The following is a 25,000-nucleotide window of genomic DNA, read 5'->3' as shown; positions in this document are numbered from 1 at the left end:
CCCGACCCCCGCCCGCCGTCCCGCCGTGTGCCGGGCCCCTCGGCGAGCGCGCCGACTGGTGGTGGTACGACCCCTTCCAACCCCAACCACCACCGACAACCAACTAGGTTGGCCGGCACCGGATCAAACCTGAAACATGTTGGAGGACCAAGGAATTCGTCTTAGCCCGAACCGAGTCCCGGCACGATCTCGCCGAGGCTGAACGTCACGGGCTGTTCGAGCTGTTCGTAGGTGCACGAGCGCGGTTCGCGGTCCGGACGCCACCGATTGAACTGCGCGGTATGACGAAATCGCCGGCCTTCCATGTGGTCGTAGCGCACCTCGACCACCCGCTCCGGCCGCAGCGGGACGAACGACAGATCCTTGCCGGCGTTCCAGCGCGAGAACTCGTTCTTACGCGGAGTCCGCTCGCCGGCTTCGTGCGCGGCCCAATTCCACGGGTGGTTCTCGAAATCGGTGACGAGCGGCTGTAATTCGTCGAACAGTCGCCGCCGCTCGGCCATCGGGAACGCACCGATCACGCCGACCGACGCGAGCTGGCCGTCATCCTGGTACAGACCCAACAGCAGCGAGCCGATCGCGCCGGCACCGGATTTGTGCACCCGGTAGCCGGCGACCACACAGTCGGCGGTCCGCTCGTGTTTGACCTTGAACATGATTCGCTTGTCCGGCTGGTAGGTGATGTCGAGCGGCTTGGCAATCACGCCGTCGAGGCCGGCGCCCTCGAATTCGTCGAACCAGCGCTGCGCGGTGCCCAGGTCGGTCGTCGCCGGCGTGACATGGATCGAGGGTCCCGAGCCCGCCAAGGCGTCGACCAGGGCGGCGCGCCGCTCGCTGAAGGGCCGTCGGATGTAGTCGTCGTCGCCGAGGGCGAGAAGGTCGAACGCGATGAAGGACGCCGGCGTCGTCTCGGCCAGCATCCGCACCCGCGAGTCGGCCGGGTGAATGCGTTGTTGCAGCGCCTCGAAATCCAGCCCGTTGTCGGTGGCGATGACGATCTCGCCGTCGATTACGCAGCGCTCCGGCAGCTCGGCTTTGACAGCGGCGACCAGCTCGGGGAAATAGCGCGTCATCGGGCGTTCGTTGCGGCTGCCGAGCTCGACCTCGTCGTGGTCGTGGAAACAGATCGACCTGAAGCCGTCCCACTTGGGCTCATACGACGAATCAGGGGGAATTGAGCGCACCGACTTCGCCAGCATCGGCGACACCGGCGGCATGACAGGGAGGTCCATAGCCCGATTGTGCTGGAATCAAAGGTATGGCTGCTGCAGAAGAGCTCGACGTCGACGGCATTGCGGTGCGCCTGACCAATCCGGACAAGGTGTATTTCCCCAAATTGGGGTCAAAGGGGACCAAGCGACACCTGGTGGACTACTACCGCGCCGTCGCGGGCGGTCCGATGCTCGACACGCTGCGCGACCGGCCCACCCACCTGCAGCGCTTCCCGGACGGGATCGACGGCGAGGAGATCTACCAGAAGCGGATCCCGCAGCACCATCCCGACCACCTGCACACGTGCCAGGTGACGTTCCCGTCCGGGCGGACGGCCGACGCGCTGAAGGTGACGCACCCGGCGGCGGTCGTGTGGGCGGCACAGATGGGCACCGTCACCTTGCACCCGTGGCAGGTGCGCTGTCCGGATACAAACCATCCCGACGAATTGCGCATCGATCTGGACCCGCAGCCCGGTGTCGCGTTCGAGCAGGCGCGCACCGTCGCGGTCGAGGTGTTGCGGCCGCTGCTCGACGAGCTCGGCCTGGTCGGATATCCGAAGACCTCGGGTGGGCGCGGGATCCACGTCTTTCTGCGGATCGCCGGCGACTGGGATTTCATCGAGGTGCGCCGCGCCGGCATCGCCTTGGCGCGTGAGGTCGAGCGCCGAGCGCCCGACCTCGTCACCACGTCCTGGTGGAAGGAAGAGCGCGGCGAACGCATTTTCATCGACTTCAACCAAAACGCCCGGGACCGCACCATGGCGTCGGCGTATTCGGTGCGGAGCACCCCGATCGCGACGGTCTCGATGCCACTGACGTGGGAAGAGCTGGGCGACGCCGAGCCGGACGACTACACCATGGCAACCGTGCCCAATCTGGTCCGAGACCGAGAAGACCCCTGGGCCGCAATGGATGATGCGATCCAATCGATCGGTTCCCTACTGGAAATGGCCGAGGCCGACGAGGAGCGCGGGCTGGGGGATATGCCGTATCCGCCGAACTATCCGAAAATGCCGGGCGAGCCCAAACGCGTTCAGCCCAGCCGGGATCGAGATCTCAAAAGCGGCAAGGGCTAGCCGGAATTCGTCGACCGATCGGGGATCGGACCCGCGGGGAAGTGATTCTCTTGCGCCGCAGTGGCTTAAGTCGATTTGTCACAGTGACAATCGGGGGTTATCGGGCCGGCTGCAGCGGCGGATTCACACCACGCGAATCCCCCCGCCCGAACCGCCGAGGTGTCGGGGCCAACCGCTTTTCAGCATTGCTGCGCTGAGGCGACTTAGCTTACCGCTAACCCCCTCACACGGTCAGCAAGCAATTCGCGTGAAGCGTGCGCACGGCCCGAACGTGCGCACGCCCCCGCGTGGTTCGAGTGCCGACGTTGTCCCGAGGCGACCGGGAATCCGCCGGCGGACCCGCAAAAGCCTTGAAAACCAACTGTTTTCACGGCACTGGGCGCTGGCCGATGCTCGCCGTGCGAGGACTGGCACCCAATGTCGTCAGGGGGAGCGCTCAATAAGCGCGAATAGCGCCGTACCGAGTATGGGTGCGAGTAACTGAGAACCTGCCGGTTGCCCGGCATACCTACATGGTGCAGGTCAGATTAGGTCCGCAGTCGATTGTGATCGGCGTTGTGCAGCCGGAAGCCGTGAGGGCGGTGAAGGTGAGGAGAAGACCAAGAACAACTTTGTATTTCAGACCAGACATGACCACTCCGTTCGTAGGAGAAATCTTTCGCCCGAGAGTAGGGATATTACGCGTTGAGCCCTCGGATGAGTATGGGAATGAGTAATTTCCGGCCAATTACGTCACCTGACTGAAAGCCGGCAAGTGACAATCGCCCGAATTGGAATCGTCGCGACAGTGTTGGCCCGCACAAGCACGCGAAAAGTGGGTCTTACTGCACCGCGGGACGAGTACTTTGCGGCTGCCTAACTTGCATTTGGTGAGAATGCGGACCAACTTAAACGCCTTGTCCTGAAACAGGATGCGAGCTTGTTAGATGGCATTAAAGCCAACTTCCGGTACGAAATCATGGGTTTCCTTAAACTGTCAGTACGAGATTGCCCTGTGCAAATGCAAAGCTGTGGCCGGATCACGCGTCAACGAGACCGACAAAAGTAGGCTCAGTGGCTATGGCGGTGGCGGCGCGGGTGGGTTCCGTGGTATTCGCATTGCTGCTCTTGGCAATTCCCGGCCCGCCGGCCGGCGCGGAGCCGGCCGCACCCGACGCAAACCCGTCGGGCGCACGAATGGTCGGCTGGGACACCTACCGCCGATTGGACCGATTGCCTTATTTGAATCCCGGTTCGCAGACTCTGCAGGTGTCGAGCTTTGACCGCAGTGGCGGGGATTTCGACATGTCCACCGGCAATCGCAACGGCAGTGGCGGGTGCCTGGCACCCGGGGGCGCGGGCTGTGTCATCGCGGAGGATCACGGTGCCGGAGAAATCGATTCGATCTGGCTGACCCGCGATGGCGGCAATGTCCGCGCCCTCGGAAACATCCGCATCGAGCTGGACGGGCAGGCCGTTGTCGACACACCGCTGCAATCGTTGGTCGACGGCGAATTGGGGGCCCCGTTCGCATGGCCGCTGGTGGCCAACGCCGCACAATCGCCGGGCGGCGTTTACATCAAGGTGCCGATGCCCTACCGGCGCTCGATGCGGGTCAGCGTCACATCGCATTTGGAGTACTACCACGTCGACTATCGGCAATTTCCCGATGGCGACGGGGTGAGCACGTTCTCACCATCCGACCGCGCGCTCGATGTGCTGGACACGCTCAAGTCCGCCGGTGTGGTCGACCCGAAACCGGCGGCAGCCGGTGCGGCCCACAGCACTCGGGTCAACGACCTTCCCGCCGGTGCCGCGCAAACCATCGCCGAATCGACTGGCTCAGCCAGCATCTCGGAGCTGCGGCTACAGCTGCCCGAACCGGCGGCGGGAGAACTGGGCGGACTGCGGCTGCTGATTGAGTTCGACGGCCGAACCATGGTCGACTCGCCGCTCGGGGAATTCTTCGGTGCCGGGCTCGGCGCTAACCCCGTGCGATCGTTGATGTTCGGGACCGGCGTCCAACCCGATGGATCGCTGGTGTTATGCGATTGGTGGCCAATGCCTTTCGCGCAGTCGACCCGCGTCACGCTCGTCAACACGGGGGCGGGCCCGGTGACGGGGATGGTCAGCGACGTCGTCACCGCACCCGACGCCCAATGGGCGCCCGCGCTGACCAGCGGCCGCGCCGGCTACTTCACCGCGCGCTCGCACGCCGGACCGACTGCCGCGGGCCAGGACTGGGTGTTCGCCGACGAAGCGGGACGCGGCAAATTCGTCGGCGTCAGTCACACCATCCGCGGCTATCGCACCAAGACGGCGTTCAGCGATGACGCCCCATACTTTCTCGAAGGCGCCGAGCGGGTCTACACCGACGGCGCCGCGTCCCCGCAGTGGTACGGCACCGGCACCGAGGACCTCTACGAGGGCGGCTGGTACTTCAAGAACGGCACCCACTTCAGCGACCCACTCAACGGCCAACCCGATCAGCGCACCGCCACGGGCGGCTGCGCCGACTACTGCGTCGCCGTGTACCGGATCATGCTGGCCGACGCGATCGGCTACCACTCCGGGATCCGATTCGGCATCGAGCACGGGAAAAGGAACATGGTCCAACCCGACTACAGCTCAACCGCATTCCTCTACACGCAGCCCGACGCCGGCATCACCGACGGCGACGACGTCAACCCCACCGATCCGGTCAATCGAGTCCTGCACGGCTACACCGATTCCGACGCGACCGAGCAGCTGCTGGTCAGCGAATACGAGGGCACTCAGGACACCCTGCCGGTGGCCGGCTCGGTCCGTACCACCCAGGGCGCGATCGCCTTTCACGTTCAGATCGATCCGGACAACCACGGCGTCCTGCTGCGGCGCACCTCGGATCAAGCGAGCGGATTGCAATCGGCGGACGTCGCCGTCGACGGCGTGCCGACGGGCAACTGGCTAGAGCCGCGCAGCAACACCTTTCACCGGTGGCTGGACGACACCTACCTGGTGCCGGAGTCGGCGACCGCGGGCAAGGCGCAGGTGACCGTCACCCTGACGCCCACCGCCGACTCACCGCCCTGGACCGCCAGCCGCTACCACGTCGACACACTGACGGGGCCCCCTGGCTAGGGAGCGATTGGTGGCCAGCCCGATGAGTGCGCCTGCCACACCACCGGCCGGCGCCATCAGCGAAGGCCCGGCGAGCAACAGGTAACCGAACGTGATCCCGGCCATGAGCAAAACCTGGTGCAGCGGTGTCCAGCCGGCCGCCGGCCGCATTCGAAACGACAATCCGATACCGAGCAGCAACGCCACCACGTGTCCGACGGCGGTGAAGTCGGCACTCGCGGCCGCCACCACCGCGGTACCCAGCCACCAGCCCGCCCAGACCCCGCGCCAGCGCGCCGGGATGGCCGCCGTGAACGCGCCGAGCACGCACACCGCGCCGTAACTGATCCCCACGTCGCTGGCGCGCGCGACCGAGGCCGGCAACATCCCCGTCTCGATCGCCGCGACCAGACCGACCGCGACGATCACCGTGGCGCCGATGTGGCCGACGGCGAACGTGACGAGCAGACCCCGGCCGCACCACATGAGTTCACCCAGGGCCAGCAGGCAGACCAGCCCGGGCAGCCAGAAGAACAGGTCGCCGCCGTCGTTGATGAATGCGCTCCCGATCAAGGTGCCCAAATGTCCGCGCCCAAGGTTGTGGACGTTGGTGCTCATCCGGCTTACGGCGAGCTGGCGCGCGTGCGGGCCCAGCGCCGCGAGGACGAGGTAGATAACGAGCAGGATGACCGCATAGCCGGCGGTGACTCGAACCGACGCCGCGCCGGGCACCGCGCGCAGCGGTGTCTGCGTCCAGCGCAGGGCGCCGTCGCGGGTGGCGGCGAAGGTCATGGTTCTACGATGCGGGTCCGGCGTCCTGCGTGCCTCGTTCTTAACGAAGCCTTCACACCCGTGCCGCAAATCTTCACGCATCGGACGGCCCCGTGACGTCGCTTTAGAGAGAGGTGATCGCCGCGACGGCCGCATCGGTGGTCACGATGGCCGCCGCGTAACCGGGCGTCGATCAGCAGAAGCCCGGTCGCCGCTATGCCACTCGCCATCGGACCATCATCTCTCGGTCGCCCCCATAACGAACGGGACATCGTCGGGAGCCGCGTGGCGGGCGGCCAGCAGCGTCCGAGCGGCCGCACCGATTGGAATACGCAGCGGCAGTTGGGGTTTCTCGGCCGCATCGACAACCTCGGCGGCGACCTGCTCGGGTGTGATCATGCCGTCGCGGGCGCCGCCGCCCCGCAGGATCGCGGCGTAGGGATCGTCGGGCAGCGTGTAGGTGGTCACGTCGTCCAGGGCCCCGGAGCTCACCGCGCCGGGCTGCAGCAGGGCGGCCTGAACACCATGTGGCGCAACCTCGATCGCCAGCGACTCGACCAGGGCCTCCAGCGCCCACTTCGTCGCAGCGTATGCAGCCCCGGGTGGCAATACGACGCGTCCCAGGACGCTGGACATGAACAGCAGTTTCCCGTCGCCCCGCGACCTCATCTGCGGCAGAACGGCCTGGGCCACACGGATCGCCCCGATGGTGTTGAGGTCGAGCAGCCGCCGCAGCTCGGCCAGCGGGGTGGCCTCCACGGCCGCATAGAAGATGACTCCCGCATTGGCCACGACGATGTCGATGTCGCCGGCGGCCGCAACGGCCGCGTTGACGCTGGCGTCATCGGTGACGTCGAGGACCAGCCGCTGGCTGACGTCGAGGTCCGCCAGGGTACGGGGATCACGGGCGGTGGCCACGACGCGGTGGCCGCGGCCGGTGAATTCGGTGGCGATGGCGCGCCCGATGCCGCGGTTGGCCCCGGTGATGAGAACGGAAGACATGGTGGCTCAATCCCTTCGGTGTTGTTTGCCGTAGCCGTTGTACGTCCGGCCGGGCCGTTCGAAGACCAGCAGCGTGCTGGTTGCGGTCGCAACCAGCGCTCCCGACGCGTCGGTGGCCTTGGCTTCGGTGAACCCGATCCGCGATCCCGCCTTGACGACGGTGCCCACCGCGGTCAGCGGACCGCTGGCCACGGTGATGGCCTTCAGGTAATTGACCTTGATTTCCACCGACGTGTAGCCGACGCCGTCGGCGAGCGTGGTGTGCAGCGCGCAGCCGGTGACCGTGTCCAGCAGGGTGCACACCGTGCCGCCGTGAACCGTTCCGAGCGGGTTGTACATGGACCCGTCGGGCGTGCAGGTGAAGGTGATGCGACCGTTCGCGACCTCGGTGACGCGCATCTGGATGAGCTCACCGATCGGCGGTGGCGGCAACCGGCCGTCGGCGACGGCGCGCCAGTAGGACAGGCCCGACATCGCGGCGGCGGTGGCCTGGGTGGCGATCGGGTCGTGCCAGGTGATCAGCCGCGACTGCTTGCCGCCCCAGCCCGCGATGGCGGCTCGGTCGGCGCGAGTGTCCTGCGGATCAACCATCGCGTCCCCTCCGATGAAAACTGATCGGTTTACTTTGATAGGGCCAAGCTAGCAATAAGTTCACGATTTGTAAACCGACCGGTGTACTATCGCGACATGAGTCCAGCCGCAGCGCAGCCACGTCCGGCCGCCGGCCGCGGCGCGCGCGAACGCATCGAGCGCGCGGCGGCCCGGCTCTTCTACCGCAACGGCATCCACGCGACCGGCGTCGAACTCATCGCGCACGAGGCCGGTGTCTCCAAACGAACGCTGTATCAACACTTCGCGAGCAAGAACGAGCTCGTCGACAACTACCTGCGCAACATCGAGGCCCGCGGCGGAGCGCCTACCGAGAAGCGCCTCGACGACACCGCGCTTCCCGCCCGCGAGCGCCTGTTGGCGATCTTCGATCTGCGCCAATCGGACGTCGTGCGCGGCTGCCCCTTTCACAACGCAGCCGTGGAGTCGGCCGGTTCGCTGGCCACGACCGACGAGATCGTGCGGACCCACAAGCGGGATTTCACGGGCCGCCTCATCGCCGTCGCCCGCGAGGCCGGTGCCGCCGATCCGCATCTGCTCGGCCAGCAATTGGCCGTGCTCTTCGAGGGCGCCACCGCGATGGCCACGTCGCTGAATGACACCGCGCCCGTCGTCCATGCCCGCGCCGCCGCGGCGACGCTGATCGAGGGCGCCCTGCGGTCTTGACGGACTCGTCGGGATGCTGCTAGACATGGCCTGCGCCACACTTTTGGGCGATCGCCCAAAGTCGATGGGTGGAGGATGCATGGGTCGGATGGATGACAAGGTCGCATTCGTGACCGGTGCGGCACGGGGGCAGGGCAGGAGTCACGCCGTCCGGCTCGCGCAGGAGGGTGCCGACATCATCGCGCTCGACATCTGCCGTGGATTCGACGGCTCGCCGGCCCCCGCCGCGACGCCGGAAGACCTCGACATCACCGCGGGCATGGTCAAAGACGCCGGAGCTCGCGTCGTGACCGCCGAAGTAGACGTGCGGGACTACGACGCGTTGAAGGCGGCGGTCGACGGCGGCGTCGAGCAGCTGGGGCGGCTGGACGTCATCGTCGCCAACGCGGGCATCGGCACGATGACCGGCCAGCTGCACAAGACCGACGAGGCGCTGTGGCAGGAGATGATCGACGTCAACCTCAGCGGGGTGTGGAAGACGGTCAAAGCCGGTGTCCCGCACATGCTGAGCGGTGACCGTGGCGGTTCGATCGTCTTGACCTCGTCGGTCGCGGGTAAGAAGGCCTACTTGCACACCGGCCACTACACGTCGGCCAAGCACGGTGTGATCGGGCTGATGCGCGCGTTCGCAGTTGAGTTGGGCCACAAGATGATCCGGGTCAACGCCGTGCTGCCGACCCATGTGAACACGCCGCTGCTGATCAACGAGGGCACCTTTCACGCCTTCCGCCCCGATCTGGAGAACCCGGGGCCGGACGACCTCGCGCCGATCTGCCAAACCTTCCACACGCTGCCGATCCCGTGGGTCACCGCCCAGGACATCAGCAATGCCGTGTTGTTCCTGGCCTCCGACGAAGCGCGGTACATCACCGGCGTGGCGCTGCCGGTGGATGCCGGCAGCTGTCTGAAGTAAAGGAAAGCATCGATGACCGTCACCAACGACACCGACGTCTACTACGACCCCTACGACGTCAACATCAATGCCAACCCCTACCCGATCTACGCGCGGCTGCGCGAAGAGGCGCCGATCTACTACAACGAACGTTACGACTTCTGGGCCCTGTCAAGGCATTCCGACGTCGAGCACGGACTGGCCAACTGGGAGACCTTCTCCAACCGGCGAAGCGACATCCTTGAGCTGGTCCAGTCGAAATTCGACATGCCCGGCGGTGTCATGATGTTCCAGGACCCGCCGGAGCACTCCAGGCTGCGCGGCCTGATGTCGCGGGTGTTCACCCCCCGCCGGATGGCCGCACTCGAGGACCAGATTCGGCAATACTGCATACGCTGCCTGGACCCGCTGGTCGGTTCCGGTGGATTCGACATCATCGCCGAGCTGGCATCGATGATGCCGATGCGCGTGATCGGGATGCTGTTGGGAATCCCGGAGTCCGAACAGATCTCGGTGCGTGACGCCAATGACGCCAACCTGCGCACCAAGCCGGGCGCGCCGTTGAAGGTCGCCAACGCCGACTCGATCGCCGACGGCCGGATCTATGCCGACTACGTCGAATGGCGTTCCAAGAACCCGTCCGACGACCTGATGACGACGCTGCTCAACGTCGAATTCGACGACGAGAACGGGGTGCACCGCAAGCTGACCCGCAAAGAGGTGCTGCACTACACCCAGGTGGTCGCCGGGGCGGGCAACGAGACCACCGGCCGGCTGATCGGCTGGCTGGCCAAGGTGCTCGCTGAGCACCCCGACCAGCGCCGCGAGGTTTACGAGGACCGGTCACTGTTGACCCGCACCATCGACGAGACGTTGCGATTCGAACCCACCGGTCCCCACGTCGCGCGTTGGATGGCAAAGGATTTCGATTGCTACGGCACGACGGTCCCGGCCGGCAGCGCCATGCTGCTGCTGTTCGGCGCCGCCAACCGCGATCACCGCCGCTACACCGATCCGGACACCTACAACATCCGTCGCGACAACATCTCACACATCACCTTCGGGAAGGGTGTGCACTACTGCCTGGGCGCCAACCTGGCCCGTCTCGAGGGTCGCGTCGCGCTGGACGAGATCCTCAACCGCTGGCCCGAATGGGACATCGATTACGACACCGCGCAATTGGCGTCGACGTCGACCGTGCGCGGCTGGGAGCGGCTGCGGGTCGTGTTGCCCTGAGCGGCCGCCTCAGGGGGTTTTGCGTTTCTTCGGGGTGGGCATCTCGAACCGGTCCAGGAAACGGTTGACCAGCGCGACGGCCTCGTCGTGCCCGCCGCGCGTGCCGAGCCCCTGCTCGAGGATCAGGGTGCGGCCGATGGAGGCGATCACCACCGCCAGGGCCGCCGGCGGGAATTCATCGGTATCGAGCTCGTGTTCGCGAACGATGAAGTTCAGCGCGGTGATCTGCTGTTCGCGCCAGCGTTCCGACCATGCCGAGATTTCGGCGCGAATCTCCTTGCGGTGGTTGGCAAGTCCCATGAATTCCAGCAGCAGCCGGGTGTCCTTGGGCGCGGTGAGCGTATCCCAGAAGGCGTGCAGCGGGCGGTCGGAGGCCAGCGCCTGCTGCTGACGCTCGAGGTAGACGGCGGCGCCGCTGCGGAAGACGGCCAGATACAGCTCGTCCATCGTGGGGAAGTAGTAGTGCACCAGTGCCGGTTTGACGCCGGCCTTGGCGGCCACCCGCCGCGACGTGGCGGCGGCGTAGCCCTCCTCGACCATGATCTGACTCGTCGCCGCCACCAGCATGTCGCGCGTGGTCGAGTCACGCGCCTTCGGTCGCTGGGATGCGGTCACAGTCTGGTCTTATCACAGGCCGCGTCAGGGGACCGGTTCGGCAACCATGTCGAAGAACGCGGCGCCGGAATCCGGGATGCGGTTCTGCTTGAACACGTTGACGGCGTAGGAGACCAGGATCATCGAATAGAGCAGGTGCAGCAGCCTGGTCGCATCATCCGGCAAGGTGTTGATGTCGTGCTCATTCAGGTACGCGATCGCCTCCTCGGCGCGGGGGGCGATGGCGTCGTAGAACCTGACGAGATCGTCGTACGGCTTGGTCAGCCGCGCCTCGTAGCGCTGCGCCCGGGTCGGCAAGGCCCAATCGGCGACGAACGGTTCGAGATCGGCGAACTGCTGCGGCAGTGTCATCGGCGTCGCTCCTCAGACCGGTGCGCGTCCACGGTGTCGCGAATCACGGTGTGGAACTGGCGGATCAGCAACTCCTGATCGCTGAGGTGAAAAGTGTTCTGCGCTCGGGTCTTCAGTGCCGAATGCGTGGCCTCGATCGTGTTCACGTCCTGCATCGCGAACTCGATCGTGCTGTCGACCACCAGTTCCTGCGCGAGTCGGTCGGCGGCGTTGGCCGGTGGCACGAAGTACATGTCGATCTCGTAGATGTGCGAGTCGACGGTCTCGGGCCAGTACGTGTAGGTGATGTAGTACCCGCGCGCCCAGATCTGGATCGAGATGTTCGGGAAGACCCAGAACTGGTCGTTGCCCCACGAGGCGATCTCGCCGCGGTTGAGGAAGTCCGGTTGCGATCCGTCCAAGCCCAAGTCGGGCACGTCGTCGGGCCCGAACAGCCCGGCGCGGAACAGCTTGTAGACCCAGCGCTGGTCCTGGCGGGCCGGACCCGCGGTGCCCGGTTCGCGCGGTGGCAGCGGGGGCGGGCCGGGAACCGAGGTGAGCATGTGCGGCCGGAACAGTTCGTAGTGGTAGGAGTCGACGGGCGGCACCATCTTCTCGGCCTTGGCGACATCGGGATCGATGAAGCGACCGTGCACATACGGCGGGTGGTACCACTCGCAGACCGAGTCGACGGCCAGCTTCCAGTTCCCGTTGATGCGGGTGGAAAAGCCGTAGTGCTGCGTCATCTTGTCGAAGGGATAGGCCTCGATGCCCAGCAATCCGTCGCCGAGGAAGCTGCGCAGCGGCACCGGATCGTCGGCGAGGTTGACGAAGATGAACCCCGCCCAGACCTCGCAATGCACCGGCGGCATCCGCAGCGTGCTCTTGTCGAGGTCGAAGAACTCGCCCTCGTTGGTGATGTGGTTGACCTTGCCGTCCAGGCCGTAGCGCCAGCCGTGGTATTTGCACGCGAAGGCGCGACAGGTGCCCGACGATTCCCGCGCCGGGTGCTCCTGCCAGACGACCTTGTTGCCCCGGTGCGCGCACACGTTGTGGAAGGCGTGCACGGCGTCGTCGCGGTCGCGGGCGATCACGATCGAGGCGAGCCGCCCGGGCAGATCACGGGTGAAGTACGACCCTTTGCGGGGTAGGCGCTCAATCCGCCCGACGCACAACCAGTTTCGTTCGAAGACCGCCTTGCGCTCGGCGGTGAAGAATTCCTCGGAGATCGAGTCCTCATAGCTGACGGGCGCGGTCCCCAGTTCGGGATAGTCGGTGGTGAACTTGCCCCGCCCGGTCGACAGGCGCTGCTGGATGCTGGTCACGAGGGGACTCCTTCGCTGCGTTGCCCACCGTTGGCCCAGGGCTGCTGGTCCCAGGCCCGGTCCAGCGGTGCCATCTCGCCGCCGAACGGGAAGAAGGCGCGCTGCGCGTAGGTTTCCCGGGCGAGGCCGTGGCCGAGCTCGTCGATGAAGGCCCGCTTGAGCGGGTTGGTGAACAACTGGCGCGAATAGCGCAGCGTCAGCGGTGGACGCTTGACCAGTTCGCGGGCGATTTCCCAAGCCCTGTCCAGCAATTGGTCCTTGGGCAGCACCTCGTTGACGACACCCCATTCCTTGGCCTCCTGCGCGCCGAGCTTCATGCCGGTCAACAGGAAGTAGCGGGCGCGGGTGTGGCCGGCCAGGAAGCTCCAGATGACGTGCTGGCCGTCGCCGGGCACCTGGCCGCGAGGGAAGTGGGAGGCGTCCTGGAAATAGGCGTCTTCGGACGCCAGGACGATGTCGCCCATCAGCGCCACCTCGGAGTGGATGTTGCACGGTCCGTTAACGGCGCTGATCATCGGGACGTCGACGTCGAGCACGTTGGTGATCAAGTGCCGCGCGTACCAAGCCTTTTCGTCGAGCTTGAGCAGGCCGCGGGTGCCGGGCATCAACAGGTACTCGGGTTTGTCCACCAGCTCACCGTTGGGTAACCGGCCCCAGTTGGCGTTGTAGTTCTCGCCGGTGCCGGTGTGGATCAGGACCTTGATCTCGCGGTCTCCGGCGATGTCGGCGAACGCATCCGACATGTCGTCGTGTGCGCGCCAGTCCCATACCAGGCTGCCGCCGTTGGTGTGGCACTGCATGAACAATATTCCGTCGTCGGTGAGTTCGAACCGGTAGTTCGCGTACCGATCGTGATATTCGCTGTACCTGGTTCGTTTTGCCATTGAGCAGTCTCATTCCGCGAAAAACCGTCAGCCAGCTGGTTTGAGCGATCGCCCAAACCGCGTAGCTGACATGTTTGCACCTGGGGTCGCGGCGGTCAAGGCTCACCGTCCGTGCAGGCGGGCCACCACCGGAGCGAAGGAGTCGATCTGTGCCTGCTGCACCGTGACGTAGTTGACGCCCAGGGTCTCCCGGCGTGAATGCAGCGTCTCGGCAACGTGTTCCGCCGAACCGATCAGCACATTTGGATGATCGCGCAATAGATCGGCGGCGATGCCCGTCGATGTCGCCAGCCTCGCCAGCACGGCCTCGGGGTCATCGGTGATTTCGGTGAAGTACGGCGAGCTTTCGACGTCCAGCCCGCCGAAGCGCTCGCCCGCGGCGGCTCGTACGAAGCCGATCCGGCGCTGCGCCACCGCCTGTGGGTCCAGACCGTCGGGGTCGCGCGCCACAAACGGCACGCTCGAGATGCTGACGATGTCGGCCTCGCGGCCGGCCAGCGTGAGGACGCGCTGTCCGCCCCCGCCGATCATGATCGGCGGATGGGGCTGTTGCACCGGCCGCGGCCGCCCCGCATAACCGCGCACCTCGACCAACTCGCCCGAATAGTCCAGTTCTTCGCCCTGCCAGTGGGCCTTGACGAGCGAGACCACCTCGGCCAGCTTGGCGATGCGCCGGCCCGGCCGGTCGAACGCGAGCCCCATCGCGGCGTACTCGACTCCGCTCCATCCGGCACCAATGCCGAATTCGAGACGCCCGTCGGAGAGCAGATCGAGCGTCGCCGCTTCCTTGGCCAACACCGCGGGCACGTGGTAGTCGATGCAGAAGACGCGGCAACCGATGCGCAAGGTCTCGGTCCACACGGCCGCCGCCGCCATCGCCGCGATGGGCGCCAGGTCTTGACGCGGGGTCCGCGCTTCTCGCTGCGCCGGCCCCGGACCCAGATAGTGATCCGCGAGGAAAAGCGTTGTGTATCCGAGATCTTCGACGCGACGAACGGTATCGCGCCACTCTCGTGACCCGGCGGCATTGGTGGCCTGCACTCCGAAACGAAACGGGGGTCTGTCCATCAACGGACCCTAAGTGGGCCCCTGAGCGGAATCAAGGAGAAGTCGACAACTCGCGCTTGACCGCGGGCGAGGCCGGGTGATAGGCATGTGAAGCCCATTTGGGCGGTCGCTCAGGAAGTTGAGGTGTTGCTCGCGTGAAAACGGCGGTCGTAACCGGCGGCGCTTCGGGGATCGGCCGTGCCGTCGCCGAGCGATTGCGCAGCGACGGATTCCGGGTAGCGGTCCTGGACCTGACTCCCACCGATGACGGCTTCGGCTATGGCGCCGATGTCACCGACCGCGCGCAGGTCGATTCCGCGATAGCAAAGATTCGCGCGGCGTTCGGCCCGATTCTGGTGCTGGTCAACGCCGCAGGCGTGGAGGGGTTCGGAAAGTTCTCCGACATGTCCTTCGAGGAATGGTCCAAGGTCATCGACGTGAACCTGCACGGCGTCTTCCACACCGTTCAGGCCGTGCTGCCCGACATGGTCGAGGCGGGATGGGGTCGGATCGTGAACATCTCGTCGTCCAGCACCCACTCCGGGCAGCCGTTCATGGCCCACTATGTCGCCGCGAAGTCCGCGGTGAACGGCCTGACCAAGTCGCTGGCCCTCGAGTACGGCCCGGCCGGCATCACGGTCAACGCGGTGCCGCCGGGCTTCGTCGACACCCCGATGCTGCGCAGTGCCGAGCGGCGGCACCTGCTCGGTGGCACCGTGGAGGATCACATCGCGCGCACCCCGGTACGTCGGGTCGGCAAGCCGGAGGACATCGCCGCGGCGTGCGCCTTCTTCGTCTCCGAGGAAGCCGGCTACATCACCGGCCAGATACTCGGGGTCAACGGCGGACGCAACACTTGACCGCCGAACACGCACAGCCCCAAGGAGATTGATGTACGAGAGGGACCAGCTCTTCATCGATGGGGAATGGACGGCGCCGGCCTCGGGACGCGGCAGCGTCATCTCGGTGGTCTCCCCGCACAGCGAGGCGGTGATCGGCCACGCCGTCGCCGCGGGACCCGAGGATGTGAACCGCGCCGTCGACGCGGCGCGCACGGCGCTCGACGCCGGGCCGTGGCCCCGGATGCAGCCGGCGGAACGAATCGAGGCGCTCACCCGCCTGGCCGGCATCTACAAGGACCGGCGGGCCGACATGGCCGCGCTGATCTCGGCGGAGATCGGCGCCCCCATCACCTTCGCCAAGATGGCGCAGGTTCGCCTGCCGCTGACCATGATCTCGGCGTTCTGCGGCATGGGGGCGAATTACCAGTGGCGACAGGATCGTCCGGGCCTGTACGGCAAGGACATTCGCATCGTCAAGCAACCGGTCGGCGTGGTCGCCGCGGTGGTGCCGTGGAACATGCCGCAGTTCCTCACGATGTGCAAGATCGTGCCGGCGCTGTTGGCCGGGTGCTCGGTGGTGCTCAAGCCGGCCCCCGAATCCGTGCTCGACGCCCAGCTGCTCGCCGAACTCGTTGCAGCAGCGGGCTTTCCGCCCGGCGTGCTGAACGTGGTGCCCGGCGGCCGCGACGTCGGTGAACTGTTGGTGGGCCACGCGGGCGTTGACAAGGTCTCGTTCACCGGGTCCACCGCCGCCGGGCGGCAGGTCGCGATGACGTGCGCCCAGGGGCTGACACAGGTGAGCCTGGAACTGGGCGGCAAATCGGCCGCCGTGGTGCTCGACGACGCCGACCCCGCCGCGACCGCCACCGCGATTCAGATGGCCAGCCTCGCCAACAGCGGTCAGGTATGTAATGCGCTGAGCCGGATCCTGGTGCCCGAGGGCCGTAAGAACGAGTTCGTCGACGCGCTGGCGGCGGGCATGCAGTCGATGACGGTGGGCGACCCCGCCGACCCCGACACCCAGATCGGCCCGTTGGTGGCGCGCCGCCAGCAGGAGCGGGTCCGCGGCTACATCGAGTCTGGTAAAACCGACGGCGCACGCCTGGTGACGGGCGGTAGCGAGATGCCCGACGGCCTCGAAACCGGTTGGTATGTAAGGCCGACGCTGTTCAGCGATGCCACCAATGAGATGCGGATCGCCCGCGAGGAGATCTTCGGTCCGGTGCTGACCGTCATCTCCTACCGCGACGAGGACGAGGCGGTCCGGATCGCCAACGACTCCGAGTACGGGCTGGCGGGATCGGTGTTCACCGCCGACGTCGAGCGCGGATACGGCGTGGCGGCCAGGGTGCGGTCGGGCACCTTCGGTGTCAACGAGGGTTACATCATGGATCCGGCGGCGCCGTTCGGCGGGGTCAAGAACAGCGGGTACGGCCGCGAGCTGGGCACCGAGGGGATCGACAGCTACACGGTCAGCCAATCCATTTCGACCGCGGCCTCGTGACATGCATGGGCGCCACCGCGTTTAAGTTTCTTAACTATCGGGGATAGGGGTGGGGCAACCCCTCCGGAGGTAAGGAACACGCGTGGCCCCCAGCTTCAAGGACGTTATCGAATCCAAGTACTTGCTGTTGACGACCTTCACCAAGGATGGCCGTCCGAAACCGACACCGATCTGGGGCGTGCCCGAGGGCGACGACACGCTGTTGGTGATCACCGATGACGGGTCGTGGAAAACCAAGCGCATCAACAACACTCCCCGGGTGACGATCGCCAAGAGCTCCGCGCTGGGCAAGCCGAAGAGCGAAGGGGTCGAAGCCGTCGCCCGGGTGCTACCGAAGTCCGAGACCCGCCGCGTCTACACCGCCGTCCTCAAGCGGTACTGGTACCACGCGCCGTGGTTCTATGTGCACTCGATCGTCCGCGGCGGCATCGACAAGGTGCACGTCGGGTTGGAGATCAAGCCCGCCGGCTGAGCCGCCCCCGGTCAGCCGCCCGCGGCGCGGATGGCCTCGAAGGTGTCCGCCACGGTCTCTTTGGGGTCCCGATAGGTGATGCCGAGGTCGCGTTCGCTCGGGGAATCGTCGGACGCCGGCATTTGCGTGTAGTACTGCATGCCAGCCCAGGTGAACGGCGTTTCGAAGGGCAGGAAACGGTTCGCCCGATCCAGCACCGCGCCCGCAACGCGCAGCGCGGTGTCCGGGATCGGGACGGCGACCATCGGTGTCCCGGCGACCTCGCCGAGCAGGTTGGCCAGGTCGGCCGCGGGCACCCGATGCCCGCCGGCTGTGTAGCGGCGCGGACCGCGTCCGGGCTCGAGCAGCGCCGCGTGCAGCGCGGCCAGGTCGCGGACGTCGACGATGAGCCACGCCGCGCTGCGGCCGGGGATCGCGTGCATCTGCACGGCCGCCCGCACCCCCTCGCCGGCCTCGCCGAATTGGTCGCCGACCGGCGGGCCGAGGACCATGCCCGGGTAGCTGATGTTGACCGGCGCACCCGCATCCTGCAGGCCGCGGGCATAGATCTCGACCTGCGCCTTGGACGTTCCGTATCCGTCCGCGCCGCCCACCACCGGCAGGTCCGCCGTCAGCGTCTGCAGATCCGGATGGAACAGCGCGGTGAAGCTGGACACGTGGACGATCGGGTCCAGGCCGAGCTCGACGGACTGACCCAGGACGTTCTGGGCGCCCTGCATGTTGGTGGCGAGCATCTCGGGCGTCTGGCGCGGGTCGGTGGCGACCAGCGCGGCGCTGTGCACCACCGCGTCGCAGCCCTGCAGCGCGTCGCGCACCGCGACGCGATCGACGATGTCCGCGACGGCGAAGTCCGAGACGTCGACGCCCAGCTTGGCGACGGTGGTCTGCAGCTTGTCGGGGTTGCGGACCAGGAACCTGACGGAGTGCCCGGCGTCGGAAATGGCCTTGGCGGTCCACCCGCCGACAAACCCCGTACCGCCCGTGATCAGAACCCGCATCGGCTCATTCTGCAAGACGGCAAAAACCTACAGGTGGCTGGAGGCGAAGTTGGCAGCCTGGTTTGTCATGCCGTTAACCGGATAGGACGTGTGCGCGGCGAAGTCGTTGGTGTCGGCGTTGCCGCAGACCGGGTCGCCTTGCGCGCACAGCTCGAGCGTCTTCGGCTGATACAGCGGCCCGATGGTCAGCGGGGGCGCGTTGTACTTCTGCAGGAACTGGCCCGACGGCGTGCCGAACAGCGTCACGGCTGCCACGTGCTTCGCGATGTCGGGCGGCATCGGCGGGGGCACCAGGGATGCCGGGACACCCGGGGGCACGGCGGCCGACGTGGTATAGCCCGCCACCGCGGCGCCCTGCGAGTAGCCGCCGAGCACCTCTTTGGTGTTGGGGCAGTTCGCCGCCATCGACTCGATGTGCGAACTGGCGTCGCGGATTCCGTCGATGACGGTCACGGGGAAGTCGGGACTCGAAAAGTCGGTGCTGGCAGGGTAATTGACTGGATAGACGGTCAGGGACCTGCCGCCGATCTGTGAGCGCAACGAGTCGATGAACGGCTGACCGATCCCACCGACGCCGGGCGGTTCGCCGGATCCTCGGGCGAAAACGACCTCGACGTCGGGGCACGGCTCGGCCGCCGCGGACGGAACGGGCGCGCTCGGGACGAACGAACCGAACGCCGCCGCAGCCGACAGCGCGGACACCGACAGTCCGCGCACCGACACGACGGCCAACGCCTTGCGAATGTTCATTACTTCTTGAAAGCGTCCTTCACCTTCTCGCCGGCGTCTTTCAACGCCGACTTCGCCTGATCGGCCCGGCCCTCATCCCTGGTCTCGGGGTCACCGGTGACCCTGCCGATGGCTTCTTTGGCCCGGCCCCCGACGTCCTCGATCTTGTTCTTCAGCTTGTCTTCGGCGCTCATGGCGTGCTGGCTACCCCTCAACTGGGATTAACAAAACCCCCGCCCTGTCATCATGGACCCGTGAGCACCGCAATCGTGGTGGCAGTCGTGGTGGGGTTGATGCTGCTCGGCATCGGCATCGTGGTCAATCAGCTGATGCGGCTGAGGCGCTATCTGGGCGACTCGCCCACCGAAGAACCCCCCGGTGCAAATCCGCAGCCACCCGAGCATTCCGGCTGATAGCTTCAAGCTCGTGAACGCTCGAGGCGTCGCGACGCGGTGACGCCGTCGACTTTGCTGGCCGCCGACGCTGGCTTGCCGCGCGGTGTGTCCGGTGCTGCCGACCCGCGTTTCGCGGGCGCCATCAGGGTGTTCTCACAGCTGTTTCCCGGGCGCCGGTTCGGCGGGGGAGCGCTGAGCGTCTACGTCGACGGGGTGCCCGTCGTGGACGTCTGGACCGGGTGGTCGGACCGGGCCGGCACACAGCGCTGGACCGCGGACACCGGCGCCATGGTGTTCTCGGCGACCAAGGGCGTCGCCTCGACCGTGATTCACCGGCTCGCCGACCGCGGCCTGCTGTCCTACGACGCGCCCGTCGCCGAATACTGGCCCGAGTTCGCCGCGAACGGGAAGGCCGAGATCACGGTCCGCGACGTCCTGCGGCACCGTTCCGGGTTGTCACACCTGCGCGGCGTCACCAAGGCGGACTTGATGGACCACCTGCTGATGGAGGAGCGCCTGGCGGCGGCGCGGGTCGATCACCTGCGCGGCGTGCAGGCCTACCACGCGCTCACCTACGGATGGTTGCTCTCCGGTCTGGCCAGGGCGGTGACCGGCAAAGGCATGCGCGAGCTGATCCGCCAGGAGGTGGCCCGTCCGCTCAACACCGACGGGTTGCATCTCGGCCGCCCGCCGGAAGGCTCGCCGACCACGGCGGCCCAAATCCTGATACCGCAGGGACGGCTGCGCGCACCGGTGCTCAACTTCATCGCACCGCGGGTGGCCGGTCTGCCGTTCTCCGGTGCGCTGGGCGCGATGTACTTCCCCGGCGTCATCTCCCTGATCAAGGGCGACACCCCGTTTTTGGACGGCGAGGTGCCCGCCGCCAACGGCGTGGTGACCGCGCGGGCACTGGCCAAGATGTTCGGCGCGCTGGCCAATGACGGCCGCATCGACGGAAAGAAGTTCGTGTCCGAGGATCTGGCGCACGGGCTGGCCGGGCAGGCACGCCGCAAGTGGCCCGACGCGAACATGGTGGTGCCCATGCCTTTTCACCTGGGCTATCACGAGTCGCCGGTTCCCGGTTTGCTGCGCGGTTTCGGTCACGTCGGCCTGGGCGGAACGCTCGGCTGGGCCGACCCCGAGACCGGCAGCTCCTTCGGATTCGTGCACAACCGGCTGCTGACCCCGCTGTTGTTCGACATGGGATCCTTTGCGGGCCTTGCCCGTCCGCTGCGCAATGCCATCGAGGCGGTCCGCGACCAGGGCCCGATCGCGGTGCCGGCGCTGGGTGCCCGCTACGCCAAACCCGCTCGGCGACGGGCGAATGTCCCGGACGCCGCGGCGTCGGGCGAGGGCTGAGCGTTCCGGCTACCCGACATACGCGTTGCCGCGCGGAAGTGTCAGCGGAAGATCGGCGTACGTGGCGATGCCCGGCGCCGCGGCGACGACGGCGGCGATCCCGTTGATGGCGGGTACCGCCGTCATGATGTGACCGAGGTCCATGAATTCCTCGAGCGTCGTGGCCTCGAAGTACGGCGGCGGCAGGAAGCCGACTTTGGTGGTGACCGTCGGCTGCCCGTCCACCTGGATGACCCAGCCGTCCTGCTCGATCTGCCAATCGGGTTCGAGCGTCTGCCCCTTTTTCCACCGCACGTTGAGGTCGATCAGGACCTTGCCGTTGACGATGCCCTGCCAGCTGATGTAGGTGCCCGCGACGTGCCCCGCGGGGATGGTCCACGACGCCATGACGAGATCCTCGGTGGTCTGGGCGAACTCGGCGACGCACTTCACCTCGTCGAGCTCGACCCCCAGCGCGTCGCCCACCAGGCGGACGGCCTCGCCGAAAATGGCCGTGCCCTTCGCGGCCATCGCCGGCAGGTCGGGGTGATCGATCGGCTGGCCGAAGCCGACCGGCTTCTCGGTCTCCGGGGAGTCGTAGAACGTGGTGTCGGCGGCCTCGTTGACGGAGACCTTGTCGATCCGGTTGCACACCATCGCCGACACGATGGCCAGCAGCTCCGCGAAGCCCGGGCTCACGCCGGACCCGAAGATCGTGGAGCCGCCCTTCTCGCAAGCCTCCAGGATCCGGTCGCGGCCCTCGCCCAGGTTGTGTCCGGTGATGAAGGACGCGGTGGTCACCACGTTGACGCCCGCGGACAGGATGCGGACCAGTTCGTCGACGTTGATCCACATCGGGTTGTAGACCACGCAGTCCGGCTTGAGAGCCAGCAACTCGTCGATGTCGTTGGTCGCCTTGATGCCGAGCGGCGGGAGCCCGACGAGTTCGCCGGCGTCGCGGCCCGTCTTCTCCGGTGACCAGGCGTAGCAGCCGACCAATTCCAGCGTGGGGTTGGTGACGATCGATTTCAGTGAGCTCTTGCCGACGTTTCCGGTGTTCCACTGAACGACGCGATAGGTGTTTGGCACTCGCTCAGCATAGGGAATGACCGGGGTTCTTAGTAGGCCTAATAGGCAGATTCTGACGCCAATATTTCGGCGAGGAACGCGTCCCGCGGCGGCAGGTCCAGCCGCGCGCGCGCCCACCGCCGCACGCGCTCCCGGGTCTCGGCGGATTCGGGCGTCTCGGCGCCCACGATCACCGACGTCGCCGACCAGTCGTGGCTCCACGCCGCCGACTCGGTGAGGGCGCGCCGCTGGCCGTCCTCGAGCGGAAACGTCGCGCGCCCGGCCGCGTCCAGGGTGCCGGTGCCGTCGATGTCCGCGGAACGCAGCCGCACCGCGATGCCGGTCGCCGGGTCCGGGCCGATGACGGCCGCCTGCACCACCGCGACCACCGTCGCCCCGCCGGCCTCGATGCTCCAGCCGACGGTGTTCTCGCCGGCGTCGAAGATCGCGGGTGGAACCCCGCTCCAGGCGATTGACGCGACGCCCCGGGCTATCGCGCCCGCGCCGCGCGGACCGGGGCCCGCGCCGGCAGCCAGCGCGTAGTCGTCGCGGCGATCGCTCGGCAACGTCAGGATTAGGCTCGAATCATCTATGGCCGCAATCAGTTCGGACCAGTCATCGCCGTCCGTGCCGACCTCGTCGGCGAGTTCGGCTCCCGCCCGCACCAGGTCAGCCACCCGCGAATCATCGCTGCCGACATGACTTTTCAACGCGGCTGCGTGCGGCGCAAGCAGCTGCGCCACATCGGAATCCAGCGTGTCGTCGGGGAAGAAGCTCTGCGCGCCGGCGGTCAGCAATGCGACCTCGACGTCGAGCAGCGCACGGTCCAGGCCGGCGATGCCGTCCTGCCTGCCGGCCGGCCACCACCGGCGCAACCAGTGTCCAGTGGCCAGCCTGCGCAGCGGGGCGACCGAACCGGGCACCAGATCGACCCCGGTGAGCTCGATGCTGTGCGGCCGGCCCACCGCGCCGTCCACGGCCGACACCACCGCGACATGTCCGGCCTCGCCGAGGACCCGCCACAACCAGTCCGCGCGTGAGACATCGGTGAACGTGATGTGCGGCGCCGCATCGTCGGGATCGTCCAGCGTCCAGGACAGCACCGCGCCGCTGACCTCCAGCAGCGCGGCCAGTGGCGTCGCGGCCGCGGTAACGACGGCGCCGGTGCTCCAAAGCCCGGAATCGGCAACCAGTCTCATCCGGCCACCTGCAATTCCAGCATCGCCTTGATCCGTTGCCGGTGGTCGAGGCTCACCGACCGCGCCACACCGTCGAGCAGCGCGCGCACCTCGTCGACGTCGGCACAGGGTTCCTGCCAGACATCGCGCCCGTGCAGCCGGGCCCACAGCCGGCTCAGGTAGGGCTGCGCGAAGGCGGCGAGGTCGTCGACCACCTGCCGTTGGCGCGGATGAATAGGGCCGTTCTCGGCCAGGTAGCGCCGGGCGTGCAAAACATACGCCTCCTTGCGAAGCCGCGCCTGGATCTGGGTGGCCAGGTCGTAGCGGCAGGAGGCGGCCGCATCCAGCGGCGCCAGCTGGATCGCGACCTCGATGCCGGCCACCAGCGTGGCCTGTTTGTCCTCGGCCAACAGCCCCCACGGCGCGCAGGCCCGGTCGACTTCTTCCGCACAGAGCAACGGGATTTCGGGCAACGCGTCGCGATCCAGGGCGCGCCGCAGGGTGGCCCGCACCCGGTCCACCACGCTGCGATCCAGCGGGCGATCGCCGTCCACGCTCCGGGAGATCGTTGGGGGGCGTTGCGGCGCAATCGAACTCAAACCCAACTCGACGAGCGACCATGGCAGCCGGGTGGTGTCGGTGCGGGCCAGCGCGCCCAAGTTGTACGGGGTGGGGTCGGTGATCATCGCCGACCACACCCGCTGACGTGCCGCCGCGGCGCCGTGGCTGCCGGCAGTGCCCAGGACGGTACCGAGCTCGGCCCGGAACGGATCGATGGCGGCCTCGCCGGCCCGCACGTCGCGCCAACTGCGTTCCAGCTGCTTGGCCAGCGTGGCAACGACTTTGGCGTCCGCGACATATCGATGCAGAACCTCTATCGCGGTGCGATCACGATCCCGGTGGATCTCGCCGAGCACCGCCGCCGCCGTCTGGTAATCCTGCGGCGACGGTGGGCCTTTCGTGACGGCGAGTTCGAAGCACACCGGAAAGTACAGTTCCTGTGCGTTCCCGGTGCGAATTCGCTGCCGGCGGCGCTCCAGTTTGAGAGCCTCGAACCAGGCTGCGGCCGAGCGTAATTCGGGACCGTTACCGACGATGAGGCCGTGCATCTCCGCGGCCGTCTCCGCAGCCACGACCGGGGCGGAATACGCGGGGTTGGACCGCAGACGCAGCACCAGCGGGTCGATGATGCGTTTGACGGTGCGGCTCAGCGGGCCGCCATCGTCACCGCTGAGCACCTCCACGCCCGGACCGATGGCCCGCCACGCCGCTTCGATCACCAGCCGCCGCGGATGGGCCGACGCCTCGCCTTCCACGGCGGTCGCTACCTGCGGGTCGGCGCTCATCTGCACAGAATAGGGCCATCGCAAAGCTTGTGGCAGCCATAAAGTTGGGTTCGGTAGCCGGTGTGCGGGCCGACGCTGATCGCATGAACAGGCTGTTGCTGCTGACCGAATGGCTCAGGTCCGCCCGCCGCAAGGACCCCGGGAACCGCACCGTCGGGGTCGGCACCGTGCGTAAGGTCAAGCGTCAGGTTTTCATCGAGGTGGTGGCCGTCTCGGGGGAGACGTTCATCGGCAAGCTGGCGCGTTGCGACGGCGGTCTGGACCTGTCCATGCTGCGGCCGGGCCTGGTCGTGCTGGTGGCCTTCGATCCGAGCGCCCGCGAGGAGCTTTCGCTGCCCGACGACGTGCTGGCCGTGCACGCGGCCTGGGTGGCGTCGCTGTGAAG

General features: G+C 67.0%; 27 protein-coding genes. 12 read left to right on the top strand and 15 right to left on the bottom strand.

What is annotated here, in order from left to right:
- Positions 1-107 (top strand): hypothetical protein (locus ACYQ8K_RS17585; RefSeq protein ID WP_459970920.1); only part of this gene is annotated, 107 nt, incomplete at its 5' end.
- A gap of 54 nt (positions 108-161) precedes the next feature.
- On the opposite strand, the gene ACYQ8K_RS17580 is transcribed toward ACYQ8K_RS17585, so the two are convergent.
- Positions 162-1,232 carry an ATP-dependent DNA ligase gene (locus ACYQ8K_RS17580; RefSeq protein ID WP_459970899.1) on the bottom strand — a complete coding sequence of 357 codons (1,071 nt, stop codon included), beginning with the start codon at positions 1,230-1,232 and terminating at the stop codon, positions 162-164.
- Positions 1,233-1,258: 26 nt separating this feature from the next.
- Between ACYQ8K_RS17580 and ligD the strand changes: the two genes are divergently transcribed.
- Positions 1,259-2,290, top strand: a complete 1,032-nt coding sequence (gene ligD, locus ACYQ8K_RS17575; RefSeq protein ID WP_459970897.1) for a non-homologous end-joining DNA ligase — start codon at positions 1,259-1,261, stop codon at positions 2,288-2,290.
- Positions 2,291-3,349: 1,059 nt separating this feature from the next.
- Positions 3,350-5,389 (top strand): glycoside hydrolase family 172 protein, encoded by a 2,040-nt coding sequence (locus ACYQ8K_RS17570; RefSeq protein WP_459970895.1) that lies wholly within the window; start codon positions 3,350-3,352, stop codon positions 5,387-5,389.
- Here the strand turns inward: ACYQ8K_RS17570 and ACYQ8K_RS17565 are convergent.
- The 3 genes from ACYQ8K_RS17565 to ACYQ8K_RS17555 form a co-directional block, all read right to left on the bottom strand.
- Entirely contained in the window at positions 5,330-6,160 is an 831-nt protein-coding gene (locus ACYQ8K_RS17565) for a rhomboid-like protein (RefSeq protein WP_459970893.1), read from the bottom strand. The two genes, ACYQ8K_RS17570 and ACYQ8K_RS17565, sit on opposite strands and share 60 nt — an antisense overlap.
- 216 nt (positions 6,161-6,376) lie before the next feature.
- Positions 6,377-7,141, bottom strand: a complete 765-nt coding sequence (locus ACYQ8K_RS17560; RefSeq protein WP_459970892.1) for an SDR family NAD(P)-dependent oxidoreductase — start codon at positions 7,139-7,141, stop codon at positions 6,377-6,379.
- Between the two features lie 6 nt (positions 7,142-7,147).
- Complete coding sequence (locus ACYQ8K_RS17555; RefSeq protein WP_459970890.1) at positions 7,148-7,732, bottom strand: PaaI family thioesterase; 585 nt, start codon at positions 7,730-7,732, stop codon at positions 7,148-7,150.
- Between the two features lie 96 nt (positions 7,733-7,828).
- On the opposite strand from ACYQ8K_RS17555, the gene ACYQ8K_RS17550 reads away from it, so the two are divergent.
- The 3 genes from ACYQ8K_RS17550 (at position 7,829) to ACYQ8K_RS17540 (ending at position 10,544) form a co-directional block, all read left to right on the top strand.
- Positions 7,829-8,416 carry a TetR/AcrR family transcriptional regulator gene (locus tag ACYQ8K_RS17550; protein ID WP_459970888.1) on the top strand — a complete coding sequence of 196 codons (588 nt, stop codon included), beginning with the start codon at positions 7,829-7,831 and terminating at the stop codon, positions 8,414-8,416.
- Between the two features lie 79 nt (positions 8,417-8,495).
- A complete protein-coding gene (locus tag ACYQ8K_RS17545) occupies positions 8,496-9,329 on the top strand; it encodes a mycofactocin-coupled SDR family oxidoreductase (protein WP_459970886.1) in 834 nt (277 codons plus the stop codon).
- Between the two features lie 12 nt (positions 9,330-9,341).
- Positions 9,342-10,544: a cytochrome P450 gene (locus tag ACYQ8K_RS17540; protein WP_459970884.1), complete on the top strand. Its 1,203-nt coding sequence runs from the start codon at positions 9,342-9,344 to the stop codon at positions 10,542-10,544.
- Between the two features lie 9 nt (positions 10,545-10,553).
- Here the strand turns inward: ACYQ8K_RS17540 and ACYQ8K_RS17535 are convergent, their stop codons facing one another.
- From ACYQ8K_RS17535 to ACYQ8K_RS17515, 5 genes are all read right to left on the bottom strand, one after another.
- A complete protein-coding gene (locus ACYQ8K_RS17535; RefSeq protein ID WP_459970918.1) occupies positions 10,554-11,111 on the bottom strand; it encodes a TetR/AcrR family transcriptional regulator in 558 nt (185 codons plus the stop codon).
- Between the two features lie 72 nt (positions 11,112-11,183).
- A complete protein-coding gene (locus ACYQ8K_RS17530; RefSeq protein ID WP_459970882.1) occupies positions 11,184-11,510 on the bottom strand; it encodes a hypothetical protein in 327 nt (108 codons plus the stop codon).
- Positions 11,507-12,814 carry an aromatic ring-hydroxylating oxygenase subunit alpha gene (locus ACYQ8K_RS17525; protein ID WP_459970880.1) on the bottom strand — a complete coding sequence of 436 codons (1,308 nt, stop codon included), beginning with the start codon at positions 12,812-12,814 and terminating at the stop codon, positions 11,507-11,509. Before ACYQ8K_RS17525 ends, ACYQ8K_RS17530 begins: the two co-directional genes overlap by 4 nt.
- The gene (locus ACYQ8K_RS17520; RefSeq protein WP_459970878.1) at positions 12,811-13,698 is read right to left on the bottom strand and encodes an enoyl-CoA hydratase/isomerase family protein; all 888 of its coding nucleotides are present in this window, start codon (positions 13,696-13,698) and stop codon (positions 12,811-12,813) included. The genes ACYQ8K_RS17525 and ACYQ8K_RS17520 overlap by 4 nt, the downstream gene beginning before the upstream one ends.
- Positions 13,699-13,800: 102 nt before the next feature.
- Positions 13,801-14,766, bottom strand: a complete 966-nt coding sequence (locus ACYQ8K_RS17515; RefSeq protein WP_459970876.1) for a TIGR03621 family F420-dependent LLM class oxidoreductase — start codon at positions 14,764-14,766, stop codon at positions 13,801-13,803.
- 134 nt (positions 14,767-14,900) lie between these two features.
- Between ACYQ8K_RS17515 and ACYQ8K_RS17510 the strand changes: the two genes are divergently transcribed.
- The 3 genes from ACYQ8K_RS17510 (at position 14,901) to ACYQ8K_RS17500 (ending at position 17,563) form a co-directional block, all read left to right on the top strand.
- On the top strand, positions 14,901-15,605 hold the full coding sequence (locus ACYQ8K_RS17510) for an SDR family NAD(P)-dependent oxidoreductase (RefSeq protein WP_459970874.1): 705 nt from the start codon (positions 14,901-14,903) through the stop codon (positions 15,603-15,605).
- 31 nt (positions 15,606-15,636) lie between these two features.
- Entirely contained in the window at positions 15,637-17,091 is a 1,455-nt protein-coding gene (locus tag ACYQ8K_RS17505; protein WP_459970872.1) for an aldehyde dehydrogenase, read from the top strand.
- 82 nt (positions 17,092-17,173) lie between these two features.
- A complete protein-coding gene (locus tag ACYQ8K_RS17500) occupies positions 17,174-17,563 on the top strand; it encodes a PPOX class F420-dependent oxidoreductase (protein ID WP_459970870.1) in 390 nt (129 codons plus the stop codon).
- Positions 17,564-17,574: 11 nt separating this feature from the next.
- On the opposite strand, the gene ACYQ8K_RS17495 is transcribed toward ACYQ8K_RS17500, so the two are convergent.
- Genes ACYQ8K_RS17495 through ACYQ8K_RS17485 form a run of 3 tightly spaced genes read right to left on the bottom strand, consistent with a single transcriptional unit; the run spans position 17,575 to position 19,484 of the window.
- Positions 17,575-18,561, bottom strand: a complete 987-nt coding sequence (locus ACYQ8K_RS17495; protein WP_459970869.1) for an NAD-dependent epimerase/dehydratase family protein — start codon at positions 18,559-18,561, stop codon at positions 17,575-17,577.
- 27 nt (positions 18,562-18,588) lie between these two features.
- Positions 18,589-19,311 (bottom strand): cutinase family protein, encoded by a 723-nt coding sequence (locus tag ACYQ8K_RS17490; RefSeq protein ID WP_459970867.1) that lies wholly within the window; start codon positions 19,309-19,311, stop codon positions 18,589-18,591.
- Positions 19,311-19,484 (bottom strand): CsbD family protein, encoded by a 174-nt coding sequence (locus tag ACYQ8K_RS17485; protein WP_459970865.1) that lies wholly within the window; start codon positions 19,482-19,484, stop codon positions 19,311-19,313. The genes ACYQ8K_RS17490 and ACYQ8K_RS17485 overlap by 1 nt, the downstream gene beginning before the upstream one ends.
- 60 nt (positions 19,485-19,544) lie before the next feature.
- On the opposite strand from ACYQ8K_RS17485, the gene ACYQ8K_RS17480 reads away from it, so the two are divergent.
- Positions 19,545-19,703, top strand: coding sequence for a hypothetical protein (locus tag ACYQ8K_RS17480; RefSeq protein WP_459970922.1), 159 nt, complete (start codon positions 19,545-19,547; stop codon positions 19,701-19,703).
- A 39-nt stretch (positions 19,704-19,742) separates the two neighbouring features.
- Positions 19,743-21,044, top strand: coding sequence for an esterase/beta-lactamase LipL (gene lipL / locus ACYQ8K_RS17475; RefSeq protein WP_459970864.1), 1,302 nt, complete (start codon positions 19,743-19,745; stop codon positions 21,042-21,044).
- Between the two features lie 9 nt (positions 21,045-21,053).
- Here the strand turns inward: lipL and ACYQ8K_RS17470 are convergent, their stop codons facing one another.
- Genes ACYQ8K_RS17470 through ACYQ8K_RS17460 form a run of 3 tightly spaced genes read right to left on the bottom strand, consistent with a single transcriptional unit; the run spans position 21,054 to position 24,615 of the window.
- Complete coding sequence (locus tag ACYQ8K_RS17470) at positions 21,054-22,112, bottom strand: NAD(P)H-dependent amine dehydrogenase family protein (protein WP_459970862.1); 1,059 nt, start codon at positions 22,110-22,112, stop codon at positions 21,054-21,056.
- A gap of 38 nt (positions 22,113-22,150) precedes the next feature.
- A complete protein-coding gene (locus tag ACYQ8K_RS17465; RefSeq protein ID WP_459970861.1) occupies positions 22,151-23,290 on the bottom strand; it encodes a hypothetical protein in 1,140 nt (379 codons plus the stop codon).
- Entirely contained in the window at positions 23,287-24,615 is a 1,329-nt protein-coding gene (locus ACYQ8K_RS17460; protein ID WP_459970859.1) for a hypothetical protein, read from the bottom strand. Before ACYQ8K_RS17460 ends, ACYQ8K_RS17465 begins: the two co-directional genes overlap by 4 nt.
- Positions 24,616-24,659: 44 nt before the next feature.
- Between ACYQ8K_RS17460 and ACYQ8K_RS17455 the strand changes: the two genes are divergently transcribed.
- Positions 24,660-24,998, top strand: a complete 339-nt coding sequence (locus ACYQ8K_RS17455) for a hypothetical protein (protein WP_459970916.1) — start codon at positions 24,660-24,662, stop codon at positions 24,996-24,998.
- The last annotated feature ends 2 nt before the right edge of the window (positions 24,999-25,000 follow it).

The sequence above is a fragment of the Mycobacterium sp. MUNTM1 genome (genome assembly GCF_054660795.1).
This window is presented reverse-complemented; position numbering and strand designations above follow the sequence as displayed.